A 23,972-nucleotide genomic window follows, 5' to 3' on the forward strand; every position below is an offset into this window, starting at 1 on the left:
CGTGCCTTATCGGGCTTGCGCCACGGTCTGCCCCGGCGCGGTCAGCGCCACGGTGTCGTCCGGCAGGATCTCGACGGCAGCCCCGTTGTGCAGCCGCAACTGGCCCGACGTGACGACCTGGTCGCCGGCCTTGATCCCCTCGGTCACCACCACGCGGCCCCGCAGGCGTTCGCCGGTCTTCACATAGGCTTGCCGGACGGTGGGCGCCGCACCGTCCGTGCCGGCATCGGGCGCGGCCACGACATAGACCGAATCGCCATAGGCGCTGTAGCTCACGGCCGTCTCCGGCACGGTGATGACGTTTAGACGATCGGGCAGGCTGATCCTGCCCTGCGCATACATGCCGGCCGACAGCGCGCCGTCCGGATTGGCCAGCAGCGCCTGCACGCGAACCGTGCGCGTGCCCGGGTCGACCTGCGGCTCCACGGTCGTGACCTTGCCCGGGAACGCACGGCCGGCGTGGGCGTCCACGGTCACTGCCACCGGCTGACCCACGCGCAGCGCGCCCAGCGCCTGCTCGGGCAGCGTGAGATTGGCGAACATGGAGGACGCATCCGTCAGCGACACCAGCGGATCGCCGGCGCGGGCAAACTGGCCCAGGTTCACGCGGCGCACGCCCAGCACCCCGTCGAACGGCGCCTTGATGCGCTTCTGCTCGATCAGCGCCTGGATGCGCCGCACGTCGGCGGCGGCCTGCTCATGATCGGCCTGCGCCTGATCGAGTTGTTCGCGCGTCGCAGCCTGCAGCGGCACCAGCCGGCGCGTGCGGTCCAGCAAGGCTCGCGCGTTGCGCGCCTGCGCCTGCAGCCGCGCCAGCTCGCCCTGCTCGGGCGCGTCGTTCAGTTGCACGAGCAACTGCCCGGCCTTCACGGACTCGCCCGGCGTGAAGAGGATCTGCGCCACCCGCCCGTCAACCTCCGCGGGCACCATCACCTGGCGCGTGGCCTCCAACGAGCCAATGCCGGCGAGTACAACCGGGAAATCCGCCTGCACCGCGGCCGCCACGGCGACTTTGGCCGGCGGCATGGTCCACCCGCCGCCTTGCGCCGCCCCACTGGATTTCCAGTACATCGCCCCGCCGACCAGCGCCGCCGCCACTGCCAGAGCGACAACCGCCCATGCTCCTGCCTTCGCCTTCATCTTTCGCTCACTTTTTATTTAAACAAGAATTTGCTTGGATAATCCACGAATCGCGATGATTCGTCAAAGCAGCGAAAGCAATGAAGGGGATAGCGGCGGCCTATGGGCGAAAAAAAGCCACGCGAAGCGCGTGGCCAAAGGGGAAAACGGAGCCGGCGGGCAGCGCGGGCGGCTTACCCGCGCACCATGTGCAGGTAATGACGATGCCGCTCGTATTGATCCAGGATGTCGCCGATTACTGCGTCGCGGCTCCAGCCCATGATGTCGTAGTCCTGGCCGCCTTCGCGCAGATGGACTTCGGCACGGAAATACTTGCGCTCGTCTTCGTCGGCCGCCTCGTCGGGCGTCAGGCTGGGACGCACGAAGGCCTGCGGCTGGACGGCGTAGGAAAAGTCCAGATGGTCGCCGTGGGAGACTTCCAGGATCACCCCGCCTTCGTTTTCATCGTCGCGCACCTCTACGGCATAGCCCTGCTTGCGCAGTTCATCGGCCACGTCTTCCAGGGCCGGCCGCGCCACATCGGAGATGAAGCGCAGCACATGGGCGCGGCGCGGCATCATGACCATGTTGCGCAGGCGTCGTTCCCAGGACTGGCCGCCGCGCGCCGGCCGCGAGAGCGTCAGGGACTGGTAGCGGATGCCGCGCTTGGTCGCATCGAGCTTGAGCGCCTTGAACAGCCCCCACAGCGACAGCAACAGGATGATCGAGAACGGCAGCGCACTGGCGATGGTGGCCGTCTGCAGCGCGGTCAGGCCGTCGGCCAGCAGCAGCGCAATGGCCACCGCGCCCATGGACAGCGACCAGAATATCCGCTGCCACACCGGCGTGCGGTCCGCGCCGCCCGAGGCCAGCAGGTCCACGACCAGCGCCCCCGAGTCGGCAGACGTGACGAAGAACACCGCCACCATCGCGATGGCAAAGACCGATATCACGCTGCTCCAGGGCAATAACTCTAGAAACGCGAAGAGCGCCAGGGAACTGTCCTTGTCCACCGCCTGCGCCAGGCCCTGGTCGCCGCCCACCAGGATGTAGTAAATGGCCGTATCGCCAAACACCGTCATCCAGAACAGCGTGAAACCAGCCGGCACCAGCAGCACGCCGCAGACGAATTCGCGGATGGTGCGGCCGCGTGAGATGCGGGCGATGAACAGGCCCACGAACGGCGACCACGCGATCCACCAGCCCCAATAGAACAGCGTCCAGCCGCCCAGCCAGTCGGTCGGCTCATAGGCGTACAGGTTGAAGGTCTTGTTGACGATGTCGGACAGGTAAGCGCCGGTGTTCTGCACAAACGTCTGAAACAGGAACACCGTGGGGCCGGCGATCAGCACGAACAGCAGCAGGATCACGGCCAGCACCATGTTGGCTTCCGACAGGATGCGGATGCCCTTGTCCAGCCCGCTCGCCACCGACATGGTCGCCAGGCCGCAGGTGATGACGATCAGGATGATCTGCGGCACGACGCCGACGGGAATGCCGAACAGGTGATTCAAGCCGCTGTTCATCTGCGCCACGCCCAGGCCCAGCGACGTGGCCACGCCCAGCACGGTGCCGATGATGGCGAAGATGTCGACGGCGTGGCCGATCGGGCCATGGATACGGTTGCCGATCAGCGGATACAGCGCGGACCGCAGGGTCAGCGGCAGGCCATGCCGGAAACTAAAGAACGCGAGCGTCAACGCCACCGCCGCGTAGATCGCCCATGCGTGCAGGCCCCAATGGAAGAAGGTGATCTTCATGGACTCACGCGCCGCTTCGACCGTGCCGCCCTCGCCCACGGGCGGCGACACGAAGTGCATGACGGGCTCGGCCACGCCGAAAAACATCAGCCCGATGCCCATGCCCGCCGAAAACAGCATCGCGAACCAGGTGAAATTGCGGTAATCGGGCTCGCTGTGGTCCGGGCCCAGTTTGATGTCGCCGTACCGGCTGATCGCCAGAAAAGCGACCGAGATCAGGATGATCGCGACGACCAGGATGTAGAACCAGCTGGCGTTGCTGATGATCCATGCCTGCATCGCGCCGAAGACGTCCTGCGCGGCCTTGGGCGCAATGATGGCGAAGGCGACGAGCAGCACAGTGAAGAGGGCCGCTGAAAAGAAGACGGGTCGATGGATGGTCGTGCCGGGTCGGGATTCCGAAGTCATGGATGCACTCCTTGCGCCCGAGGGTCGCGGAACGTGGCGCTGGCCCCCTCAGCACGACCGGTGCGCCGCCGGTATTACTATCACGGGCGCACCCAAGCTGACAATCACCTGAGTCAGAAATCGGAAATATTCAGACCGGCGCCGCGGCCTCAGTCCAGCTTGGCGTCACCGAAGACCACCCGGCGAAAGAACCCGGCCAGCACGGCCTCGGTCATCTCGGGCGTGACGGCCTGCGGATCGAAGGCATAGCTGAACTGCATGCCGTCCGACAGCGCCAGCAGGCCCAGCGCAAGCTGCTCGGCCGGCAGCGGCAACGGCGTGCCGACGTGGGCCGAGAACTGGCGGATGTATTCGGTGGTGGCGGCGCGCAGCTCGCGCAGACAGGCGATGAACCCCACGCGGAAGTCCGGATCGCGCGCGGCCTGCAGCTTGCCTTCCATCCACAGCAGGAAACAGTCGTTCTCGCGATAGTGCGTGCTGTAGTACTCGAGCACGCGCGCTTCCATCTGCTGCCGGGTCTCGCCGGCTTCGAAGATGGCGCGCATGTCGGCCATGACGTTTTCATGGTCGCGCTTGAGCAACTGCAGGAAGAGTTCGGACTTGCTGCCGAAATTGGAATAGAACGCGCCGCGCGTGTAGCCCGCCTGTTCGACGATGTCTTCGACGCTGGCCGCCACGAAACCCTTGGACAGAAAAATCGACTGCGCGGCGTCGAGCAGGCGCTGACGCGTCTGGTCACGGCTCTGCTCTCGGGTTAGGCGGACTTTTGACATGGCCGGAGTTTAGCATCGGCGCTAGTTTCAGATTCAACATTGAATCCAGATACATGACTGTATTAGAATCCAGTCCGTATCGAGTTCGACTCGCCCTTTTCTGCCCTTTTCCGCGCCGCGAGGTGTTTCGTGAATTGTCCTGGCCCGGCCGCGCGTTCCACCGCGCGCCACGCCGCTGCGGATGCAGCGCCGCTTCTTCCCATTTCCCTGCCCCGCCGCCGGACACGCCTGATGGCGATGTCTGCCGTGCTTGCGCTGGCTGCCGCCGTGGCCGGTTGCGGCCGCGACGAGGCGCCCCCCGCCGCGCCGCGGTCCGTGGTCGCCATGCCCGCGCAGGCGGACGAAGCCCTGCCCGCCTGGACGTTGCCCGGCGAGGTGCAGGCGCGCTACAGCACGCCGCTGTCGTTCCGCGTGGGCGGCAAGATCATCGAGCGCAAAGTGCGGCTGGGCGACACCGTTGCGCCCGGCCAGGTCCTCGCCAAGCTGGATCCGGCCGACGCGGCCAAGAACGCGGCCGCCGCGCGCGCGGCGCTGTCCGCGGCGCAGCACCAGTTTGACTACGCCCGCCAGCAACTGGAGCGCGACCGCGCCCAGGCACGTGAAAACCTGATTGCCGCGACGCAGCTTGAACAAACCCGCAACGCCTATGCCTCCGCGCTTGCGCAGCGGGACCAGGCCGCGCAGCAGTCGGCGCTCGCGGCCGACCAGCTCAACTACACCACCCTCACGGCCGACCACGCGGGGGTCATCACGGCCGAACAGGCCGACACCGGCCAGAACGTAGCGGCGGGCACGCCCGTCTACCAGCTTGCCTGGTCGGGCGACATCGACGCGCTGTGCGACGTACCTGAAAGCGTGCTGGCGGGATTGGCGATCGGCCAGCGCGCCAGCGTCACGCTCGGCCCGTTGCCCGGCCAGACCTTCACGGCGGTGCTGCGCGAGATTGCGCCGGCCGCCGACCCGCAAAGCCGCACCTACCGCGCCAAGCTCACGCTGGAATCGCCCTCGCCCGAGGTCCGGCTGGGCATGACCGCCAACATCAGCTTCGACAACCGGTCGGCCAACGGGCAGACCACCTTTACCGTGCCGGCCACTGCCCTGTTCCATGAAGGCCGAGAGCCGGCGGTGTGGATCGTCAAACCCGACGCCGACACGCTGGAGCTGCGCCGGGTGCAGGTGCTGCGCTACGACGCGCGCACCGTCACGCTGTCGCAAGGCCTGCAGCCTGGCGAGCGCGTGGTGTGGCAAGGCGTGCACACGGTGTCGGCGGGCGAGAAAGTGCGCCCGGTGCCGCCGCTGCATCCCGAGGACTTCGCGTCATGAGCGCCCCCGGTCAGGAAGTGGGCGAGGAAGGCGGCAAAGTCGCTGGCCAGAACGCCGGTCAAGACGCCCATCGCCACGAGGAAGGCAGGTTCAACCTGTCGGCCTGGGCGTTGCGGCATCAGCCACTGGTGATCTTCATCATCACGCTCGTCACGCTGTTTGGCGTGCTGTCGTATTCGCGGCTGGCGCAGTCCGAGGATCCGCCCTTCACCTTCCGCGTCATGGTCATCCAGACCCTGTGGCCTGGCGCCACCGCGCAGCAGGTCCAGGAACAGGTCACCGACCGCATCGCCAAGAAGCTCCAGGAAACCGCCAACACGGACTTCCTGCGCAGCTACTCGCGCCCCGGCGAATCCTTGATCTTCTACACGATGAAGGATTCGGCGCCCGCCAATACGGTGGCCGACCAGTGGTATCAGGTGCGCAAGAAGGTGGGCGACATGCGGGCCACGCTGCCGCAAGGCGTGCAGGGCCCGTTCTTCAATGACGAGTTCGGCGACGTCTACACCAACATCTACACCCTGCAGGGCGACGGCTTCTCGCCGGCGCAACTGCACGACTACGCGGACAAACTGCGCACGGTGCTGCTGCGCGTGCCAGGCGTGGCCAAGGTGGATTACTTCGGGGACCAGCCCGAACACATCTATATCGAGATCACGAACACGCAGCTCACCCGGCTGGGCGTCTCGCCTCAACAGATCGCGCAGGCGATCAACAGCCAGAACGCCGTGCAGGGCGCGGGCACGCTCACCACCGCCGACGACCGCATCTTCGTGCGGCCTTCGGGGCAGTTTCCCAACAACCGGGCGCTGGCGGACACGCTGATCCGCGTGAACGACAAGTCGATCCGGCTGGGCGACATCGCCACCATTCATCGCGGTTACGACGATCCGCCCGCGCAGCAGATGCGGTTCAGCGGGGAAACCGTGCTGGGCATCGGCATCACCATGCAGCCGAACCAGGACGTGGTGCGCCTGGGCAAATCGCTGGACGCGAAGTTCAAGGAATTGCAGGCGCAACTGCCCGCGGGCCTCACGCTGAAGGAAGTCTCCAGCATGCCCACGGCCGTATCGCATTCGGTCGACGACTTCCTGCGCTCCGTCGCGGAAGCCGTGGCGATCGTACTGGCCGTCAGTCTGGTGTCCCTGGGCCTGCGCACCGGGATGGTGGTGGTGATCTCCATCCCCGTGGTGCTGGCCATCACGGCGCTGTTCATGGAGATGTTCGGCATCGGCCTGCACAAGGTGTCGCTTGGCACGCTGGTGCTGGCGCTGGGCCTGCTGGTGGACGACGCCATTATTGCGGTCGAGATGATGTCGGTGAAGCTGGAACAAGGCTGGAACCGGACGCGCGCCGCCGCGTTCGCCTACACCAGCACGGCGTTTCCGATGCTGACCGGCACCCTGGTCACCGTGGCGGGCTTTCTGCCCATTGCGCTGGCCAAGTCGAGCACGGGCGAATACACGCGCTCCATTTTCCAGGTGTCCGCCATCGCACTGATCACCTCGTGGTTCGCGGCCGTGGTGCTGATTCCATTGCTGGGCTATCGCCTCTTGCCCGAGCGCAAGCGCGAGGCGCATCTGCCGCACGACCACGAGCACGACATCTACAACACCCGCTTCTACCGGCGCCTGCGCGGCTGGGTGGCGTGGTGCGTGGACCGGCGCTTCCTGGTGCTGGCAGGCACCGTGGTGGTGTTTGCCGTGGCCATGGCGGGCTTCAAGTTCGTGCCGCAGCAGTTCTTCCCCAGCTCCGACCGCAGCGAACTGCTGGTCGACGTGCGCCTGCAGGAAGGCGCATCCTTTGCCGCGACGCTGCGCCAGGTCGAGCGCCTGGAAAAGGCGATCGAGGGCCGGCCCGAGATCGCACATTCGGTCAGCTTCGTCGGCACGGGCGCCCCGCGCTTCTACCTGCCGCTGGATCAACAGCTGGCCACGCCCAACTTCGCGCAGCTCGTGATCACAACCCATTCGGTGGAAGATCGCGAAAAGCTTGCGCAGTGGATGGAGCCGATGCTGCGCAGCGACTTCCCCGCCATCCGCAGCCGCCTGTCGCGGCTGGAGAACGGACCGCCGGTGGGCTATCAGGTGCAATTCCGCGTCAGCGGCGACAAGATCCCGGACGTCCGCGCGGTGGCCGAGAAGGTGGCAGCCGAAGTGCGCGCCGACAAGCGCTCGGCCAACGTGCAGTTCGACTGGGACGAGCCTTCAGAGCGCTCCGTGCGCTTCGAAGTCGACCAGCAGAAGGCGCGCGAGCTGGGCATCAGCTCCAGCGACATCTCCGACTTCCTGGCAATGACGCTGTCGGGCTACACCGTGACGCAATACCGCGAGCGCGACAAGCTCATCAACGTCAGCCTGCGCGCCCCGCGAGAAGAGCGGGTCGACCCCGCCCGGCTCGCCACGCTGGCGATGCCGACGGCGAACGGTCCCGTGCCGCTGGGCAGCATCGGCCAGGTGAAGTACGACCTGGAGTACGGCGTCATCTGGGAACGCGACCGCCAGCCCACGATCACCGTCCAGGCCGACGTGGTTGGCGGCGCGCAAGGCATCGACGTCACGCGCGCCATCGACAAGAAGCTGAACACGCTGCGCGCCGAGCTGCCGGTCGGTTTCCGCATCGAAGTGGGCGGACCAGTAGAGGAAAGCGCCAAGGGCCAGACGTCCATCAATGCGCAGATGCCGCTGATGGCGGTGGCCGTGCTGACGCTGCTGATGGTGCAGCTGCAAAGCTTCGCCCGCGTGCTGATGGTGGTGCTGACCGCGCCCCTGGGGCTGATCGGCGTGGTCGCCGCCCTGCTGCTGTTCGGCAAGCCCTTCGGTTTTGTCGCGATGCTGGGGGTGATCGCGATGTTCGGCATCATCATGCGCAACTCGGTCATCCTGGTGGACCAGATCGAACAGGACATCAGCGCGGGCCACAAGCGCGTGGACGCCATCGTCGGCGCCACGGTCCGGCGTTTCCGGCCGATCACGCTGACGGCCGCTGCCGCCGTGCTGGCGCTGATTCCGCTGTTGCGCAGCAACTTCTTTGGTCCCATGGCGACGGCCCTGATGGGCGGCATCACCAGCGCCACGGTGCTGACGCTGTTCTTCCTGCCGGCCCTGTACGCGGCATGGTTCCGCGTGAAGCACAACGAACGCGACGAACCCGAAGGCGTGCCGCCCGGCGCCAACGCGGGCGACACGGTGGAACGAGGAGCCTGACGATGCGACATCCCATCCCTTCCGCATGCCTGCGATTTGCCGCGCTTGCGCTGGTGCTGGCGCTGGGCGCCTGCGCCTTCGCGCCCGACAGCAGGCCGCCCGCGGTGGCCGAACCCGCGCAGTACGGCGTCGAGGCCGCACCTGCTGCCGGCGCCGCCGCGCAAGGCGTGGCGCAGCGCTTCGAGCGCGGCGCGCACCCGGTGCCGCAATGGTGGACGCGTTACCAGTCCGACGCGCTGAATACGCTGGTCGAAGAAGGCCTGGCCAACAGCCCGGACCTGGCCGCGGCCGAACGCAATCTGGCCGGCGCGCGCGAGCAATTGCGCGGACAGGTCAATTCGTCGCTGCTGCCCACGGTGGATGCAGGCGTCAGCGCCACGCGCAACCGTGCGCTGACGATGCCCAACCTGCCGCAGCCCACCGCGCTCTTCAATGTCTTCACGGGTCAGGTGCAGGCCAGCTACAACCTGGACCTCTTCGGCGCGGCGCGCTTTGCCAACACGTCGCTCGCGGCGCAGGTCGAACAGCAGGCCTACCAGCTCGAAGCCGCGCGGCGTTCGCTGGCAGCCAACATCGTCACGGGTGCGATCACCTCGGCCTCGCTGGCCGAACAGGTGGCGCTGACGGAAAAGCAGGTGGTGCTGTTGCGACAGGTCGCGCGCGATACGCAGCGCCGGTACGAACTGGGCGCGGCGTCGCAGAACGACGCGCTGGATGCGGACCAGGATGCCGCCACGCTGGAGGCCTCCCTGCCCGGGCTGCGCGCGCGGTGGCATGCGACGCGTCACGCGCTGGCCGTGCTGCTGGGCCGCAGTCCCGATCAGGCGCCGCCGGATCTGGCCTTCAGCACGATCGCCGTGCCCGAGGCGGTGCCGGTGGTGGTGCCGTCGGAACTCCTGGCTTCCCGGCCGGACGTCCAGGTTGCCGAGGCGGCGCTGGTGGCGGCCGCGGCCGACGTGGGCCTGGCGACCGCGCAGCTATTTCCGAGCCTGTCGCTGACGGCCTCCATGGGCAAGGGCGGGTTTGCGTGGGCAGATGCCTTGTCGGGCGCCGGCTCCATCTGGGCCATCGGCGCGTCGCTGACGCAGCCGATCTTCCACGGCGGGCAGTTGCTTGCCGAGCGCAGCGCCGCCAAGGAGCGTTACGAGGCCGCCGTGTTGCAGTACAAGCAGACCGTGCTGACCGCGTTCCGCGACGTGGCCGACACGCTGTCACGGCTGGATGCCGGCGGGCAGGCGCTGGCCTCGGCGGAAGGCTCACGCCGCGCGGCGGAGCAGTCCTACCGGAACACGGCCAGCCGCGTGCGGCTGGGCGCGCTGGCGCCGTACACCCAGTACGCATCCGAACAGCATTACGTGGCAGCGCGCCTGCGCGAACTGGAATACGCCAACGCCCGCATGACGGAAACGGCGGCGTTGTTCCAGGCAATGGGCTCGCCGGCCAGCGCCGCGCCGCAGCAGTAGCGGAGCGTCAGCCCTTCTTGAACAGGCGCTTGATGCCGCTCACTGCGCCCAGCACCACCGCGCCGGCGACGATGCCGAACAAGGCATTGAGCAGCGTGGACACCAGCGCGTGAACGACGCCGCCCCCGCCGACCGCGGCGGCGGCGTGTTCGACGGCCGCATGCACCGGCGGGATGCCGTGGGTCAGGATGGCGCCGCCGACCATGAACATCGCGGCCGTGCCCACCACCGACAACGTCTTCATCAGATAAGGCGCCGCGGCCACGATGCGCTCACCCAGCCAGGCCATCGCGCGCGAGGATTTCTGGCTCAGGTACAAACCCAGATCATCCAGCTTGACGATGCCGGCAACCAGGCCGTAGACGCCCACCGTCATTCCGATGGCAATGATGGAAAGCACCGCGACCTGCCGCGTGAAATCGGCGCCCGCCACCGCGCCCAGGCTGATGACGATGATTTCCGCCGACAGGATGAAGTCGGTGCGCACCGCGCCCTTGATCTTGGTCTTTTCGAACGCCACCATGTCGACCGACTGGTTCTGCAGCGCCTCGGCGCGCGCCGCATGGTGGCCTTCGGGGGATTCGCCATGCGACAGGTACTTGTGCGCCAGCTTTTCGACGCCCTCGTAGCAGAGGAACGCGCCGCCCAGCATCAGGAGCGGCGTGATGGCCCAGGGCGCGAACGCGCTGATGAGCAGCGCAGCGGGCACCAGGATCAGCTTGTTGATGAAGGAGCCCTTGGCCACTGCCCAGACCACGGGAAGCTCGCGGTTGACCGGCACACCGCTGACCTGCTGGGCATTAAGCGCCAGGTCGTCGCCCAGCACGCCCGCCGTCTTCTTGGCCGCCACCTTCGTCATGACGGAAACGTCATCCAGGATGGTGGCGATATCGTCGAACAACGCGAAGAAACTGCTTCCGGCCATCAAGTACCCCTGTCGCCCTGTAAGGTGTTCCGAGTGTACAGGCGGCGGACGCCGGTTACCTGCAACGGAGATGGCGCTTTTCATTCCTTTTGTGTCCGGTTCGGGGCTGGCGCGGCAGGCGGCGAAACGGGTACGCTGACGCACCGGTCTCTTCCCGATGTTGGAGCCTTCCATGCTTGCCTTGCGCCCCACCTGCGAACACTGCGACACCGCCCTGCCGCCGGCGTCCCCGCTGGCCCGGATATGCAGCTTTGAGTGCACCTTCTGCGCCGATTGCGTGGAAGACGTGCTGGGCAACGTCTGCCCGAACTGCGGCGGCGGCTTCGCGCCCCGGCCGGTGCGCCCGGCCATGGACCGCAAGGGCGGCAACTTCCTGGGCAAGTATCCCGCCAGCGCCGAACGCAAGCATCGGCCGGTGGACCGGGACGCGCATGCGGCCTTGCGGCGCGCGCTTGCGGGCATTGCGCCCGAAGACCGCTAAGGCCGCCCCGCGCTACATGGCTTCGATGCGCGGATAAAGATCGTGGTTTTCGCGCTGCATGCGTTCGTGGACGCGGCGCAGCACGGTATTGGCGTCGTTCCGGAAACCGCGCTCGTCCAGCTCAAGGCTGCGGGCGTTGTTCCAGCGCTTGGCAAAGCCTTCGTAGGCGGCGGCGATAGCGTCCATCTCTTCCTGGAACTCCCGCCCCTTGCGCGCCAGTTCGGCGTCGGCGCTGCGCGCCACGGCCGGGTACAGCGCGCGGTCTTCGACCGCCAGATGCAGCTTGATTGTGGCGCTCATGGCCACGATGCCCCGGGCGATCTCGGCGGCGTTGCGCGCCACGCCCGCCAGGGCCAGCTTGCGCAACGACGCGATGCCTTCCAGGATATCCACGTGCTGCTGCTTGAATTTGTCGATATTCATACGGACCTCTTCCCTGCTGATGCCGCGGGGCCGGCAGGCCCCGCCCTTCCTTGCCGCGCGTGCCCGTCAGGCCGAGGCGCGCGCGCCTGCGTTTTCAAAGAGGATGTTGTTCTCCAGGTGGATGTGCGCCATCAGGTCTTCCTTGAACTGGCGAATGCCCAGGTATAGCGCGCGCCAGGTATTGCAGGCGGCGCGCGGCAGCGTCACGTTGTTGGTCAGGGCCATCAGGCGTTCGAGCGCGACGCCGTGGTCGTCGTGTTCCATGCGCATCACCATGATCGGCATGGTCGCCATGGCGCCGTGACCGCGGGCCAGCATGGGGAACAGCACCTGTTCTTCTTTCTGCATGTGGCTTTCCAGTTCCTGCTGCATGGTGCGCAGGTGGTCGGCCAGGCCCGTCGGGCAGTCCGGGCTGTCGGCATGCACCTGTTCGACCTTCAGCGCCAGGCGGATGAGTTCTGGAAACTGCTGGCGGTGCACCTCGTGATAGCGCGCCAGGATGTGCTCGACCAGTTCGGCCGGGGACGCCAGCCCCCAGTCAATTTCCTGCGAGGGATTCTGCGCCAGGGCCACCAGGCGGGCCTCGATCTGGGCGGGGTCCAGCGAACGCTGGGCGGCCGCCTCGGCCAGGCTCTTTTTGCCGCCACAGCAGAAGTCCAGTTCGAACTCGTGAAACACCTGCGTGGCGCCGGGAATGCTGCGGGCCAACTGGCCCAGGGATTGCTCAACCATGCTCATCGCGTCTCTCCATTGATCATGACGGTGCTTCCCTACTTGCGAAAACCGTGCCAGGAAAAACTTGCGATATATCAACCACATGCGATTTAACGGGTAAATATCACCATTTAACAGGAGGGTTCTATTCACCTTGCAACGGTAGAATTCACCCATGCAAAATCTCCTGCTTGCGGACCTGGTCGCCGACCTGCCGCCCGCCATCCGTCTTCAGCGCCTGGTCTCCAGTCTTCGCACCCATTTCCGCTGCGGCGCTGTCGCGCTCTTGCAGCTTGAAGAAGACCACCTTCGCCCCATCGCGGTAGACGGTCTGACCCAGGATGCGCTGGGCCGCCGCTTCGCCGTGCAGCAGCACCCGCGGCTGGCGGCCATCCTGGGCCGGCGCGGCGTCACCTGCTTTCATCACGACAGCACCCTGCCCGATCCCTACGACGGACTCATCAATGGCATGGCGGGCGAACCGCTGCCGGTGCACGACTGCATGGGCACCAGCCTGCACATCGAGGGCAAGACCTGGGGCGTGCTGACGCTGGACGCGCTGGAGGTCGGCACGTTCGACATGGAGGCGCAAGCCGACCTGCGCGACTACATCGTGCTGCTCGAAGCCGCGCTGCGCACCACTCGCCTGGAGGCCGAGATTCGCGCCCTGCGTGTGGCGCGCGGGCAGGCGCCGGCGGACAGCGCCGCCCCCGCCAGCAGCGAGATCCTGGGCCAGAGCGACTCCATCGCCCGGCTGCTGCACGAGATCGACGTCGTGGCCGATTCGGAGCTGCCCATCCTGCTGCTGGGCGAGACCGGCGTGGGCAAGGAGCTGTTCGCGCATCGCGTGCACGGGTTGTCGCGCCGCCGCGACCGGCCGCTGGTGCACGTGAACTGTGCCGCGCTGCCCGAATCGCTGGCTGAAAGCGAGTTGTTCGGCCACGCGAAGGGCGCGTTCTCCGGCGCCGTTGCCGACCGCCCCGGCCGCTTCGAAGCCGCCAATGGCGGCACCCTGTTCCTGGACGAAGTCGGCGAACTGCCGCTGCTGGTGCAGGCCAAGCTGCTGCGCACTTTGCAGAACGGCGAGATCCAGCGGCTGGGCGACGACCGCCCGCGCACGGTGGACGTGCGCATCGTGGCGGCCACCAACCGCAGCCTGCGCGATCTGGTGCGTGCGGGCGACTTCCGCGCCGACCTCTATCACCGGCTATCGGTCTACCCGATTCCCATCCCGCCCCTGCGCGACCGCGGCAACGACATCCTGCTGCTGGCCGGCCGCTACCTGGAACTGAACCGTGCGCGGCTCGGCCTGCGCAGCCTGCGGCTATCACCCGAGGCCGAGGAAATGATGCGGCGCTATCGCTGGCCGGGCAACGTGCGCGAACTGGAACACGTCCTCAGCCGCGCGGCCATCAAGGCGGTCAGCCACGGCGCCACCCGCAACGAGATCGTCACGCTGGGCGCCAAGCTGCTGGACCTGTCCGACGGCGATATGCCGGCGTCGCTGGAAGACGATGCCGCCGACGTCCCCGATGCAAGCGTGCCGGTGCAGTCGCTGCGCGACGCGGTCGACGCCTGCCAGCGTCAGGTCATCCGGCGGGCGCTTGACGCCAACCAGGGCAATTGGGCGGTGGCTGCGCGAGCGCTGGATGTGGATCCGAGCAACCTGCACAAGCTGGCGCGGCGCTTGGGCTTGAAGGCCTGAGGCGGCTTACCGTAATGTTGTACGGCAGCGGGCGTGCTGATCGGAAAGCCCTTTCAGACGTCTTTACCCGCCATCGCCACACTGAACCCGCGCTGCCCAACATGAAAATGGGCCGCCCCCGTAACGAGGACGGCCCTGTCTGGTTTTTGCACCGTGCATGGGCAGCGATTCGCGCTACCCCGCGGCTCGCACAGCGCCGTCACACTGCCCGGGAATGCGCATCCACCATCAAACGGCCATGCGTGATCGCGGCGTCGACTGCCATGCCGGGCGTGGCAACACACCCGCCGGAGTCGAACAGCGGCACGGCATGCGGCTCGCCGAGCCGGTCCTGATCGCCCGCCAATTCCACGGCGACCGTTGCGGTAAAAGCCGGTCGGCGCGCGTTCCCGATTGCAACCCGGGACACACTCGCGGTAAGCCGGTAGCCCTTGTAAACCATATTGTTATGAAACATGGGACCTCCAGTATCTGACCGATAGGCCGTGCGGCCGCCGATCACAATGCGCGAATCTGCGTCGCGTGAGGGCCCTTGGCGCCTTGCGCGGTCACATAGCTGACACGCTGATTTTCAAGAAGCACTTTATGGCCGTCGCTGACGATCTCCGAAAAGTGCGCAAAGATGTCCTTGCCACCGTCCTCGGGCATGATGAAGCCAAACCCCTTGGCATCGTTGAACCACTTCACAATTCCGGTTTCCATGACGCTTTCCTTTAAATGCGGGCGGGCCCGCGAAATGAGGCCAGTCAAGGAAAGGATCGCGAACAATTAGGCGCCCCTCGGAGGGTGCAAGACCGGACGAAAATCACGATGCTCGAAAAGCTTCTAGACCACTATGGGCGGCCTGCGGGGGGAAGTCAACGCGCTTTGTGCTTAATGCGTAACCAAATCACCTCAGCGCGTAAGCCGGCCGCCTAAAGCGCGTATGCTGGGCGCGTGGTGCTTGAACGCGCGTCGCCTCGCCGTATCGCCATATGAGGAACAACCCGTGGTCATTCAGCGCCAGCCCCTGCCGCCAGTCCCCTGCCCGATTGATTTTTCCGCGATGACGGCAGGCGCTGCGTGAGCGCCATCAGAAGATCCATTGCCCGATTCGCCAACGCGTGCATCAAACGCCTTCCTTCGACGCCACTGCCGTCCGGCGGTAGTAGCGACCCCGGGTGCGTCACACATCCCCGTCACACCGCGATTTCGTCGCCTTGGCGCATTTACCGTATCTATGCCCGCCCCGGCCATCTGCTGCTGCGCAACGAGCAAGGCCAGATCCTGAATCTGGGCGTGATGAAGGGCGCTGAACCCAATCTGCGTTACCGGCTGTTTGCACGAGACCTGCAGGGCCGGGGATTCGCCACGCGCACGCAATTGCTGGACGACATTGCGCGTCGCATCGAAGCGGGTGAAGTCAGCGAGGAACTGCAGACGCTGCCTGCATGGGACAGGTCGCTTGGCGCGGATCTGGACCGTGGCACGCATACGGACGTATCGACGAAGCTGGCACGCTAGCGCGGCCCCGGCGCGGACCGTCCCCCGCCCACGTCACCGGTCCGCGGCAAGCGACGCCATCGGATATCCTCCCGGCTCGATCAATTCTGGACGGGCCGATGAAAACCGCCACCGAGATCCTTGACGCTTACGAACGCCTGGGCTGGAAGAACAACGACCCCATGGCGCAGACGCTGCAATTGCGGCGGGATGCGCCGGCGGCGCTGGCCGATCTGGTTCTGCAGGCGCTCCACAGGCCGCCGAACCACGCCACCTTCATCGACGCTGCGCTGGACCTGATGGACGACGAGGCCTACGTAGCCACGGTTCGCGACGTCTGGCGGCGCGGCGCGGATTCCGAACTGGCGCGGGGGATCCTGGACTCCGCAGCGGTGCAGCATCCCGAAGCCTTTGCCCCGGAATGGGAGCGGCTGCTCACCGCCGTGCAAGACGACGACGGCGGTCCGGAATACGCGGCCGACCACGCATGGCGCGCCCTTGACGACGCCACGCTGTACGACTGGCTGCACCGGCTGGACGACGACCTGTCCGAAGGCAGTCCAGGCCGCGCGCGCGCCGTCGCATTGCTGCGTTCGCGCCGACCGCAGGCGGTGTACGCGGCCTGGCGCCGCCTGTTCCCCGAGGCCGGCCACTCCGATGCCGCAGCGTGGTTGCAGCAGGCGGGCTATACGGAACACGAAGGCGGCCTGCGCGCCCTGCACGGCGAACAGCCGCTGCACATCGGCTTTAACGCCGCGCAACGAAAATCGATGCTGGCGCAACAACCGGCGTGGCGGCGCGAGGTGCATCGCGCGCACCCGACCTGGAACGCCGAATCAACGGGCGGCTTGCAGGCGCGCATGGGCGGCACGTTGGCGAGCCAATGCGGCCTGTGCCACGGCCCCCTGCACCGGCTGCTCGCCATTCAAGATCCCGCCGCGGCCGGCATCGATGGCAATAGCGCGATTGAATTCGCCACCTGCCTGTCGTGCCAGGGTTGGGAAACCGACGGCGCCCTCTTCTTTTGCCACGGCGAGGACGGCGTGCCGCGGACGCATCCCAGCCAGGAGCGCGATGCCCCTTTGTCGCCGGACTTCGTCGCGACTCCGCTACTGGCGGCCGACGTGACGCTGTTCAAGGCGCCGGCGCGCTGGCATTGGCAGGACTGGGGCGAATCCAATGGCCGCCAGAACCTCAGCCGGGTCGGCGGCGCACCGAGCTGGGTGCAATCCGCCACCTATCCGGCGTGTCCCGATTGCGGCGAGGACATGCCCCTGGCCATGCAGCTGGACTCGGGCCTGCCGCAAGAAGACGGCGGCGAATGGCTGTGGGGTAGCGGCGGCTGCAACTACAGCTTCTGGTGCGCGGCCTGCCGCGTCAGCGGGCATCTTTGGCAGTGCACCTGACCGGCCGCCTTTGGCCGCGCCCTGACGCAGGGCTGCGATTGCATGCGGTAACGGGGCCGTGCTACAAGACGGCCCTTCCCGCCATCGATCCCATGCACCATGTTCACCGTCACGACCGCCAGTCTGTTTGTCGCAGGCGTCGCAGTCATCCTGGCCATGCCGGGTCCGACCAATACGCTGCTGGCCGCCGCCGGCCTGCGCCAAGGCTTTCGCAAGTCCGCGCGCCTGACCCTGGCCGAACTGGCGGGCTATCTGGTGTCGATCACGGTGTGGGGCCGATTCCTGGGCGAAGCCGCGCAGGTGGTGCCGTGGTTGCCGGCCGTGGTGCGGGCGTCCAGCAGCCTGTATATCGCCTGGCTCGCGTGGCGCATGTGGCGCGCTGCCACCGCCGTGCCCTCGGCGGCCCAGCAGCTGATCGGCATGCGCACGCTGTTCGTCGCCACGCTGCTCAACCCGAAGGGCATCCTGTTCGCCAGCGCCATCTTTCCCGCCCTGGCCTTCCAGAGCGTCCCGGCGTATCTGACGGCGATGGGCGTCTTTGCAGTGTTGCTGGTGCCCATTGGTCTGGCCTGGGTGCTGTTCGGCGCGACGCTGGGCGGTGAACGGATGAAGTGGATCGATCCGGCAAAGATGCAGCGCGGCGCCTCAATCGTGCTGGGCGTGTTTTCGGCGACGCTGGCCTGGTCGGTGTTTCGCTGACAACGGCGCAGCGGTCGAAACTGCGATAAGGTGTCGGCCCTGCTTACCTGCCCCAGGCAGATCAATCGGAGCCCGCAGCATCATGACACCCGGCATTTCATCCGCTCACCCCGTCGCCATCGATCCCGATCAGGTGGGCGAATACCCCGCCATGACCAAGTCGGGCGGCGGCTATTTCTACGACGACGTCCTGGAATATCGCGTGTGGGTGCACCCGCATGCGGGCGGTGAGGACCTGCACGACGGCGACGATTACTACTACGCCTTTGACACCTTTGAAGACGCCGCGGCCTTTTCGCAAGACACGCCGGGTGCGGAACAACCGCTGGTATTGGTGCGACAGTTGGAGTCCATCAACGAGCCCACGCCAGGCGTCTTTGAACACTACACCGACGAGCGCATCACCGAATGGCGCGTGGAATGGCTGGCCGACAGCAAGCGCACCGCGACCTCCATCGCCGACTTCCTGAAAAGCCGCGCCGTCTGACGCCCCTGCATCAGCTCATGTACACGCCGCCGTTGATGGCGTAGTTGGCGCCGGTGACAAACGCGGCCTCGTCAGACGCCAGCCACACGCACAGCCCGGCCAGGTCCTGCGCGGTGCCCAGCCTGCCGACCGGCACGCTTTCGACGATGCGGTCCAGCAGCGCGGGCGGGAAGGCGCGGACGGTATCGTCGGCGATGAAGCCCGGCGACACCAGGTTCACCGTCACGCCGCGCGCCGCGACTTCCTGCGCAAGCGAGCGCGTGAAGCCGATGACCGCGCCCTTGGCGGTCGCGAAGTTGATCTGGCCGATCTGGCCTTTCTCGGCCGCGACCGACCCGATGTTGATGATCCGCCCCCAGCCCCGGTCCGCCATGCTGTCGACGACCTGCTTGGTGCTGTTGAAGAGCGTATCCAGGTTGCTGCGCAGGACGGCCGACCAGTCGGCGTGACTCATCTGCCGAAAGCGCATGTCCAGCATGGAGCCCGCATTGTTGACCAGCACGTCGATCTCGCCGACCTCGCGCCGGACCTTGGCGAAGGCGGCCTCGGTCGACGACCAGTCCGTGGCGTCGCCTTCCGAGGCGATGAAGTCGTAGCCGAGCGACTTCTGTTCCTTCAGCCAGTGGTCCTTGCGGGACGAGCGCGGACCGCAGCCGGCGACTACGCGATGGCCGGCGCGATGCAGCGCCTGGCAGATCGCGGTGCCGGTATGGCCCATGCCGCTGGTGACGTAGGCGATGCGCAAAGCCATGGTTCTTCCTTTCAAAGTCGTGCGGCAGGCGCCGCGGGGAATCAGGCGGCCGCGCCGACCAGGGGGAACAGGCCGAACGCCAGGGCGGCGACCAGCATCACCATGCAGACCATCGTGGCCCACTTGAGCGCATAGCGCTGGTGGTCGCCGAACTCCACGCCGGCCAGGCCGACGAGCAGGTAGGTGGACGGCACAAGCGGGCTGAGCAGGTGGACGGGCTGGCCGATCAGCGAGGCGCGCGCCATCTCGACGGGCGTGATCCCGTAACCTTGCGCGGCTTCGCTCAGGATGGGCAGCACGCCGAAGTAGAAGGCGTCGTTCGACATGAAGAACGTGAACGGCAGGCTGACCAGCGCGGTGATACCCGCCAGATACGGTCCCAGCGCGTCGGGAATGACGGCGAGCAGACTGCGCGACATGGCTTCGACCATGCCGGTGCCCGACAGGATGCCGGTGAAGATGCCCGCCGCGAAGATCAGCGACACCACCGACAGCACGTTGCCCGCATGCTGCGCCACGCGGCGGCGCTGCTCGGCCAGATTCGGGTAGTTGATGATCAGCGCAATCGCGAACGCGATCATGAACAGCACGGGCAGCGGCAGCACGCCCAGCACCAGGCTCACCATCAGCGCCAACGTCAGGCCCGCATTCACCCACAGCAGCTTGGGACGGCGCAGGTCGTGGTCGACCTCGATCTCGGGCAGATTCTTCGGACCGTCCTCGTCGTAGCCGGCATGCAGCGACGCGCCTTCCGGCAGCGCCAGCACGCCCAGGCGGCGGCGCTCGCGCAGGCCCAGGAAGAACGCCAGGATAAGGATCGCAACGATGGACACGCCCATCACCGGCACCAGCGGCACAAAGATGTCGCCCGCGTCCACGTGCAGGGCGCTGGCCGCGCGCGCCGTCGGTCCGCCCCACGGCGTCAGGTTCATAACGCCGCTCGCCAGCATCGCCAGGCAGGTCATGGACAGCGCATTCATCTTCAGGCGACGGTACAGCGGCAGCATCGACGCCACGACGATCATGTAGGTGGTGGAGCCGTCGCCGTCCAGCGAGATCACCAGCGCCAGCACCGTCGTGCCCACCACGATCTTCAGCGGATCGCCCTTCACCGCGCGCAGGATGCGGCCGACGATGGGGTCGAACAGGCCCGCATCGATCATCACGCCGAAGTACAGGATGGCGAACATCAGCATCACGCCGGTCGGCGCGATCTTGCGGATGCCGTCCAGCATCATCTTGTCGATGCCCGCGCCAAACCCGCCGAGCAGCGCAAAAATAATGGGGACAAGGATGAGGGCGACAAGCGGCGACAGGCGCTTGGTCATGATCAGCGTCATGAACGTGATCACCATGCCGAAGCCAAGCAGGGTCAGAAGCATGAGGGTTATCTCCAGCTAGTCGTTGTTATGTGTGCCCGCCTCCGGCTGGGGAAGCAGGAGCGCAAGACTAGGAAGAAAAGCTGTCTGGAACCTGTCGTTTTTGTTGGCCGCGGAGACACATTCGTCGCTTGGGAACTCCTTTTCCCGCCGGGCCGCCCCAAGGGAAAAGCGCCCCCTCGGGGGCAGCTAGCGTGCGAAGCGCGCGCGGCGTGGGGGCTCCCCCTCATGCGACAATCGGCGCTATGCGCATCCTGGTAATCGAAGACGATGAGGATTTGTCCGACGCACTCGTGCGCCGGCTGCGTCGTCTCGGCCACGCGGTCGACAGCCAGAACGATGGCCTGAACGCCGATGGTGTCCTGCAATACGAGACCTTCGATCTCGTCATCCTGGACATCGGCCTGCCCCGTATGTCGGGGTTCGACATCCTGCACCGGCTGCGCGACCGCGGCAGCAAGACGCCCGTCCTGGCGCTGACCGCGCGCATCGACATCGAGGACCGCGTGCACGCGCTGGATACCGGCGCCGACGACTATCTGGCCAAGCCCTTCGATTTCCGCGAGCTGGAAGCCCGGTGCCGCGCGCTGCTGCGCCGGCCCAGCCCGCAGGCCACGGGCACCCTGCGCTTTGGTGAACTGGTCATCGACAGTGCGGCGCGGCAGGTGACGCTGGCCGGCCGGCGCATCGACCTGCCCAAGCGCGAGTTCAGCCTGCTGGAGATCCTGCTGGCCGGCATGAACCGCGCCGTCAGCAAGTCGGAAATCGCGAACAAGCTGTTTGCGTTTGACGACGACGCCGCGCCCAACGCCATCGAGGTCTACATCGCCCGGCTACGCCGCAAGCTGGAAGGCTCGCCCCTTCGCATCGAGACGCAGCGCGGCACCGGCTACCTGCTGACGGCAGCGGAAGGCGCGGACGGCGAGCCCGCGGCCCCGCCGCATCCGTAGCGGCTCGCAGCGCCATGAACCGGCCGCGTTCCGAGCAGCCCCGCCGTATTTCCGTGCGCCGCCGGCTGCTGACCGTGCTCGGCGCGCTGTTCGCAGTCGGGCTGGGCGCGATCTACCTGCTGGTGCGCGGCTATGCGCACCAGACCGCCGACACCACTTACGACCAACTGCTGCGCGCTTCCGTGCTGTCCATGGCCGACAGCCTGCAGCTCGTGCAGGGCGAGTGGCAGATGGACATGCCCTATGCGGCGCTTGCACTGCTGGAACAGGCGCCGCGCGACCGTGTGTTCTACCGGGTGGCCTCGGCGCGCGGCGCGCTGATCTCCGGATACGGCGACCTGCCCGCGCCACCCGCGCGCGGCAATGCCGACGCCAGCACGCCGCAACTCTACGCCGCCGAGTACCAGGGCGAACCGGTGCGCATCGCGTGGATGGAACGCAAGGTGGCGGGCCCGCAAGAGACCGAAACCGCGATCATCCAGGTCGCCCAGACACGCGAGGCGCGCAACGCGCTGGCCGAGCGCATCCTGTGGCAAGGCACGCTGGCGCTCATCGGCTTTACGGCGGCAGCGCTGGCGCTGGCCTATTGGGGATTGCAGCGGTCGCTGTCGCCCATCCAGCGGGTCGAGCGCGAGCTGGCTGGCCGCACCGCGTCGGACCTGCATCCCATCGCCGCGCCGGTGCCCGAGGAACTGGACATGCTGGTTCACTCGCTGGACGGCTTCATGGGCCGGCTATCGGAAAACCTGGACACGCTGCGCCTGTTCATCGCCGAGGCCGCGCACCAGTTGCGCACCCCGCTGGCCGCGCTGCATGCGCAGATGGAAGTCGCGCTGGACGAGGACGATCCGGCCGAGCAGCGGCGCAGCCTTCTGGCCGTGCTGCGCAATGCCGAAAAGCTGTCGCGGCTGGTCAATCAGCTTCTTAGCGACGCCAGCGTCATCCACCGAAGCAATGTCCGGCAGTTCCAGCCCGTCGACGTGGCCGAACTGCTGAGCCAGGCCGTGTACGACACCGTCCCGCAGGCCGACCCGCAGCCTGATGTCCGCCTGCATCTGCCATCCGCCAACAGCAGCAAGCCGCCGCGCGTGCTGGGCGACAACCTGATGCTGCGCGAAGCCTTCAAGAACCTCATCGACAACGCCTTGCGCCACGGCGCCAACGACGACGGCCACATCGACGTGCGGCTGGATCCGCACGACGGCGGCTGGCGTGTCACGGTGTCCGACCAGGGGCCGGGAATTCCGCCGGCGCTGGCCAACACGGCCTTCGAACGGTTTGCGCGCGGCCCCGATCCCCGCTCGCCCGGCGCCGGGCTGGGCCTGTCCATCATCAAGCGCGTCGTCGACATTCACGGCGGCACGCTCAGCCTGAGCAACCGCGTGGGCGGCGGCCTGGATGCCGTCATCACCCTGCCCGCCACTCCCTTGCCCACCCGTGCCGATCATGCGTGACGCCCTGTCCTTTCTGCGCGGCCTGACCGTGATCGCCGCGCTGACGCTGGCACCGGTCAGCCACGCTGCCGAAGTGAGCAGCAGCGGCCTCACGCTGGGTCCCGCCGACAGCAGCAACGTGCTGATCGTGCACGCGTCCAACAGCGTGCAGGTGTTTCGCGGCGTGCTGGAGGACTTCAGCAGGCTCAATCCGTCCGTGCGGCTGGAATACACCGAGCTGTCGACGCAGGAACTCTATAGCGACACCGTGACCCGCGCCGCGAAGGCACCTGGCGTTCCGTCGGGCCCCGACATCGTCATCAGCAGCGCCATGGACCTGCAGACCAAACTGGTCAACGACGGCTATGCGCGCGTGCACATATCGCCGCAGACGCGCGCACTGCCCGGCTGGGCGAACTGGCGCGATGAGGTCTTCAGCATCGGCACCGACCCCATCGTGATGGTCTACAACACGCACAAGCTCGATGCCGCGCGCGTGCCGCACACCCGCCGCGAACTGCTGTCGCTGCTGCAGGCGCCCGACCAGCCCCTCGCCGGCCGCATCTCCACCTACGACGTGCAGGGCAGCGGCATCGGCTATCTGGCGGCCACGCAGGACACGCGGCTGGACAGCATGGCGGGCGCGCTGCTTGGCGCCTTCGGCCGCAACGGCGTGTCCATCCACGAGTCCACCGAACACGCGCTGGACAAGCTGGAAAGCGGCGACGTGACGCTGGCCTACAACCTGCTGGAGTCCTATACCCGGCACCGCATCGACAACGGCGCGCCGCTCGCCATCATCTACCCGCAGGACTACACGCTGATGCTGTCGCGCTCGGCCATCATTCCGAAACAGGCGCCGCGCGGCGACCTGGGCGCGCTGTTCCTGGACTATCTGCTGTCGGCGCGGGGGCAGGATGCGCTGGCGCGCGAGTCCGGCATGCGGCCGGTCAGCGCATCGGTCGTGCCAGCGGCCGGCGTGCGACCCGTGGCATTGGGCGTCGGCCTGCTGGTGTACCTGGACCCGCTGAAAAAGCGCCACTTCCTGGACCTGTGGCGCGCGGCGATCTTTCCGCCACGCTGAC

The 23,972-nt window shown here is 67.0% G+C and carries 22 protein-coding genes; 12 read left to right on the forward strand and 10 right to left on the reverse strand.

Annotated features, from left to right (window positions below; genetic code table 11):
* Positions 1 to 6: 6 nt before the first annotated feature.
* The 3 genes from ASD71_RS19355 to ASD71_RS19365 form a co-directional block, all read right to left on the reverse strand.
* Positions 7 to 1,140, reverse strand: coding sequence for an efflux RND transporter periplasmic adaptor subunit (locus ASD71_RS19355; protein WP_056568327.1), 1,134 nt, complete (start codon positions 1,138 to 1,140; stop codon positions 7 to 9).
* Between the two features lie 173 nt (positions 1,141 to 1,313).
* Positions 1,314 to 3,287 carry a choline BCCT transporter BetT gene (locus tag ASD71_RS19360; protein WP_056568330.1) on the reverse strand — a complete coding sequence of 658 codons (1,974 nt, stop codon included), beginning with the start codon at positions 3,285 to 3,287 and terminating at the stop codon, positions 1,314 to 1,316.
* A 149-nt stretch (positions 3,288 to 3,436) separates the two neighbouring features.
* Positions 3,437 to 4,060, reverse strand: a complete 624-nt coding sequence (locus ASD71_RS19365) for a TetR/AcrR family transcriptional regulator (RefSeq protein WP_056568333.1) — start codon at positions 4,058 to 4,060, stop codon at positions 3,437 to 3,439.
* 231 nt (positions 4,061 to 4,291) lie between these two features.
* Between ASD71_RS19365 and ASD71_RS19370 the strand changes: the two genes are divergently transcribed.
* The 3 genes from ASD71_RS19370 to ASD71_RS19380 are packed head-to-tail and all read left to right on the forward strand — an operon-like array spanning position 4,292 to position 10,052.
* Positions 4,292 to 5,383, forward strand: a complete 1,092-nt coding sequence (locus ASD71_RS19370) for an efflux RND transporter periplasmic adaptor subunit (RefSeq protein WP_056568336.1) — start codon at positions 4,292 to 4,294, stop codon at positions 5,381 to 5,383.
* Complete coding sequence (locus ASD71_RS19375; protein ID WP_056568339.1) at positions 5,380 to 8,589, forward strand: efflux RND transporter permease subunit; 3,210 nt, start codon at positions 5,380 to 5,382, stop codon at positions 8,587 to 8,589. The genes ASD71_RS19370 and ASD71_RS19375 overlap by 4 nt, the downstream gene beginning before the upstream one ends.
* 2 nt (positions 8,590 to 8,591) lie before the next feature.
* The gene (locus ASD71_RS19380) at positions 8,592 to 10,052 is read left to right on the forward strand and encodes an efflux transporter outer membrane subunit (RefSeq protein WP_056568342.1); all 1,461 of its coding nucleotides are present in this window, start codon (positions 8,592 to 8,594) and stop codon (positions 10,050 to 10,052) included.
* A gap of 7 nt (positions 10,053 to 10,059) precedes the next feature.
* Here ASD71_RS19380 and ASD71_RS19385 read toward each other — a convergent pair whose 3' ends face one another.
* Positions 10,060 to 10,977 carry a DUF808 domain-containing protein gene (locus ASD71_RS19385; protein WP_056568345.1) on the reverse strand — a complete coding sequence of 306 codons (918 nt, stop codon included), beginning with the start codon at positions 10,975 to 10,977 and terminating at the stop codon, positions 10,060 to 10,062.
* 172 nt (positions 10,978 to 11,149) lie between these two features.
* Between ASD71_RS19385 and ASD71_RS19390 the strand changes: the two genes are divergently transcribed.
* Positions 11,150 to 11,458, forward strand: coding sequence for a DUF1272 domain-containing protein (locus tag ASD71_RS19390; RefSeq protein WP_056568347.1), 309 nt, complete (start codon positions 11,150 to 11,152; stop codon positions 11,456 to 11,458).
* A 12-nt stretch (positions 11,459 to 11,470) separates the two neighbouring features.
* Here ASD71_RS19390 and ASD71_RS19395 read toward each other — a convergent pair whose 3' ends face one another.
* Together ASD71_RS19395 and ytfE are read right to left on the reverse strand one after the other, a co-directional pair.
* Entirely contained in the window at positions 11,471 to 11,881 is a 411-nt protein-coding gene (locus ASD71_RS19395; RefSeq protein ID WP_056568350.1) for a hemerythrin domain-containing protein, read from the reverse strand.
* 66 nt (positions 11,882 to 11,947) lie between these two features.
* A complete protein-coding gene (ytfE, locus tag ASD71_RS19400; protein WP_056568352.1) occupies positions 11,948 to 12,619 on the reverse strand; it encodes an iron-sulfur cluster repair protein YtfE in 672 nt (223 codons plus the stop codon).
* Positions 12,620 to 12,770: 151 nt separating this feature from the next.
* Between ytfE and norR the strand changes: the two genes are divergently transcribed.
* Positions 12,771 to 14,300 carry a nitric oxide reductase transcriptional regulator NorR gene (gene norR / locus ASD71_RS19405; RefSeq protein WP_056568353.1) on the forward strand — a complete coding sequence of 510 codons (1,530 nt, stop codon included), beginning with the start codon at positions 12,771 to 12,773 and terminating at the stop codon, positions 14,298 to 14,300.
* A gap of 199 nt (positions 14,301 to 14,499) precedes the next feature.
* Here the strand turns inward: norR and ASD71_RS19410 are convergent, their stop codons facing one another.
* On the reverse strand, positions 14,500 to 14,757 hold the full coding sequence (locus tag ASD71_RS19410; RefSeq protein WP_056568355.1) for a hypothetical protein: 258 nt from the start codon (positions 14,755 to 14,757) through the stop codon (positions 14,500 to 14,502).
* A 41-nt stretch (positions 14,758 to 14,798) separates the two neighbouring features.
* Positions 14,799 to 15,002, reverse strand: coding sequence for a cold-shock protein (locus ASD71_RS19415; RefSeq protein ID WP_056568357.1), 204 nt, complete (start codon positions 15,000 to 15,002; stop codon positions 14,799 to 14,801).
* A gap of 360 nt (positions 15,003 to 15,362) precedes the next feature.
* On the opposite strand from ASD71_RS19415, the gene ASD71_RS19420 reads away from it, so the two are divergent.
* The 4 genes from ASD71_RS19420 to ASD71_RS19435 all read left to right on the forward strand — a co-directional run bounded on the left by ASD71_RS19420 (position 15,363) and on the right by ASD71_RS19435 (position 18,374).
* The gene (locus ASD71_RS19420; protein WP_056568359.1) at positions 15,363 to 15,803 is read left to right on the forward strand and encodes a hypothetical protein; all 441 of its coding nucleotides are present in this window, start codon (positions 15,363 to 15,365) and stop codon (positions 15,801 to 15,803) included.
* Between the two features lie 98 nt (positions 15,804 to 15,901).
* Positions 15,902 to 17,188, forward strand: coding sequence for a hypothetical protein (locus tag ASD71_RS19425; RefSeq protein WP_056568361.1), 1,287 nt, complete (start codon positions 15,902 to 15,904; stop codon positions 17,186 to 17,188).
* 99 nt (positions 17,189 to 17,287) lie between these two features.
* On the forward strand, positions 17,288 to 17,887 hold the full coding sequence (locus tag ASD71_RS19430; protein WP_056568363.1) for a LysE family translocator: 600 nt from the start codon (positions 17,288 to 17,290) through the stop codon (positions 17,885 to 17,887).
* Positions 17,888 to 17,969: 82 nt separating this feature from the next.
* Positions 17,970 to 18,374, forward strand: a complete 405-nt coding sequence (locus ASD71_RS19435; protein WP_056568364.1) for a hypothetical protein — start codon at positions 17,970 to 17,972, stop codon at positions 18,372 to 18,374.
* 10 nt (positions 18,375 to 18,384) lie between these two features.
* On the opposite strand, the gene ASD71_RS19440 is transcribed toward ASD71_RS19435, so the two are convergent.
* Together ASD71_RS19440 and ASD71_RS19445 are read right to left on the reverse strand one after the other, a co-directional pair.
* Entirely contained in the window at positions 18,385 to 19,125 is a 741-nt protein-coding gene (locus ASD71_RS19440) for an SDR family oxidoreductase (RefSeq protein ID WP_056568366.1), read from the reverse strand.
* 41 nt (positions 19,126 to 19,166) lie between these two features.
* Positions 19,167 to 20,507: a CitMHS family transporter gene (locus ASD71_RS19445; RefSeq protein WP_056568369.1), complete on the reverse strand. Its 1,341-nt coding sequence runs from the start codon at positions 20,505 to 20,507 to the stop codon at positions 19,167 to 19,169.
* Positions 20,508 to 20,749: 242 nt separating this feature from the next.
* On the opposite strand from ASD71_RS19445, the gene ASD71_RS19450 reads away from it, so the two are divergent.
* From ASD71_RS19450 to ASD71_RS19460, 3 genes are read left to right on the forward strand one after another with little or no spacing between them, the layout of a single operon-like run.
* Complete coding sequence (locus tag ASD71_RS19450) at positions 20,750 to 21,454, forward strand: response regulator transcription factor (protein WP_056568372.1); 705 nt, start codon at positions 20,750 to 20,752, stop codon at positions 21,452 to 21,454.
* Positions 21,455 to 21,468: 14 nt separating this feature from the next.
* A complete protein-coding gene (locus tag ASD71_RS19455; protein ID WP_056568376.1) occupies positions 21,469 to 22,908 on the forward strand; it encodes a sensor histidine kinase in 1,440 nt (479 codons plus the stop codon).
* Positions 22,901 to 23,971, forward strand: a complete 1,071-nt coding sequence (locus ASD71_RS19460) for an ABC transporter substrate-binding protein (protein WP_056568379.1) — start codon at positions 22,901 to 22,903, stop codon at positions 23,969 to 23,971. Before ASD71_RS19455 ends, ASD71_RS19460 begins: the two co-directional genes overlap by 8 nt.
* Position 23,972 lies beyond the last annotated feature (1 nt).

This window comes from Achromobacter sp. Root565 (genome assembly GCF_001427425.1).
Taxonomy (GTDB): Bacteria; Pseudomonadota; Gammaproteobacteria; order Burkholderiales; family Burkholderiaceae_B; genus Achromobacter; species Achromobacter spanius_D.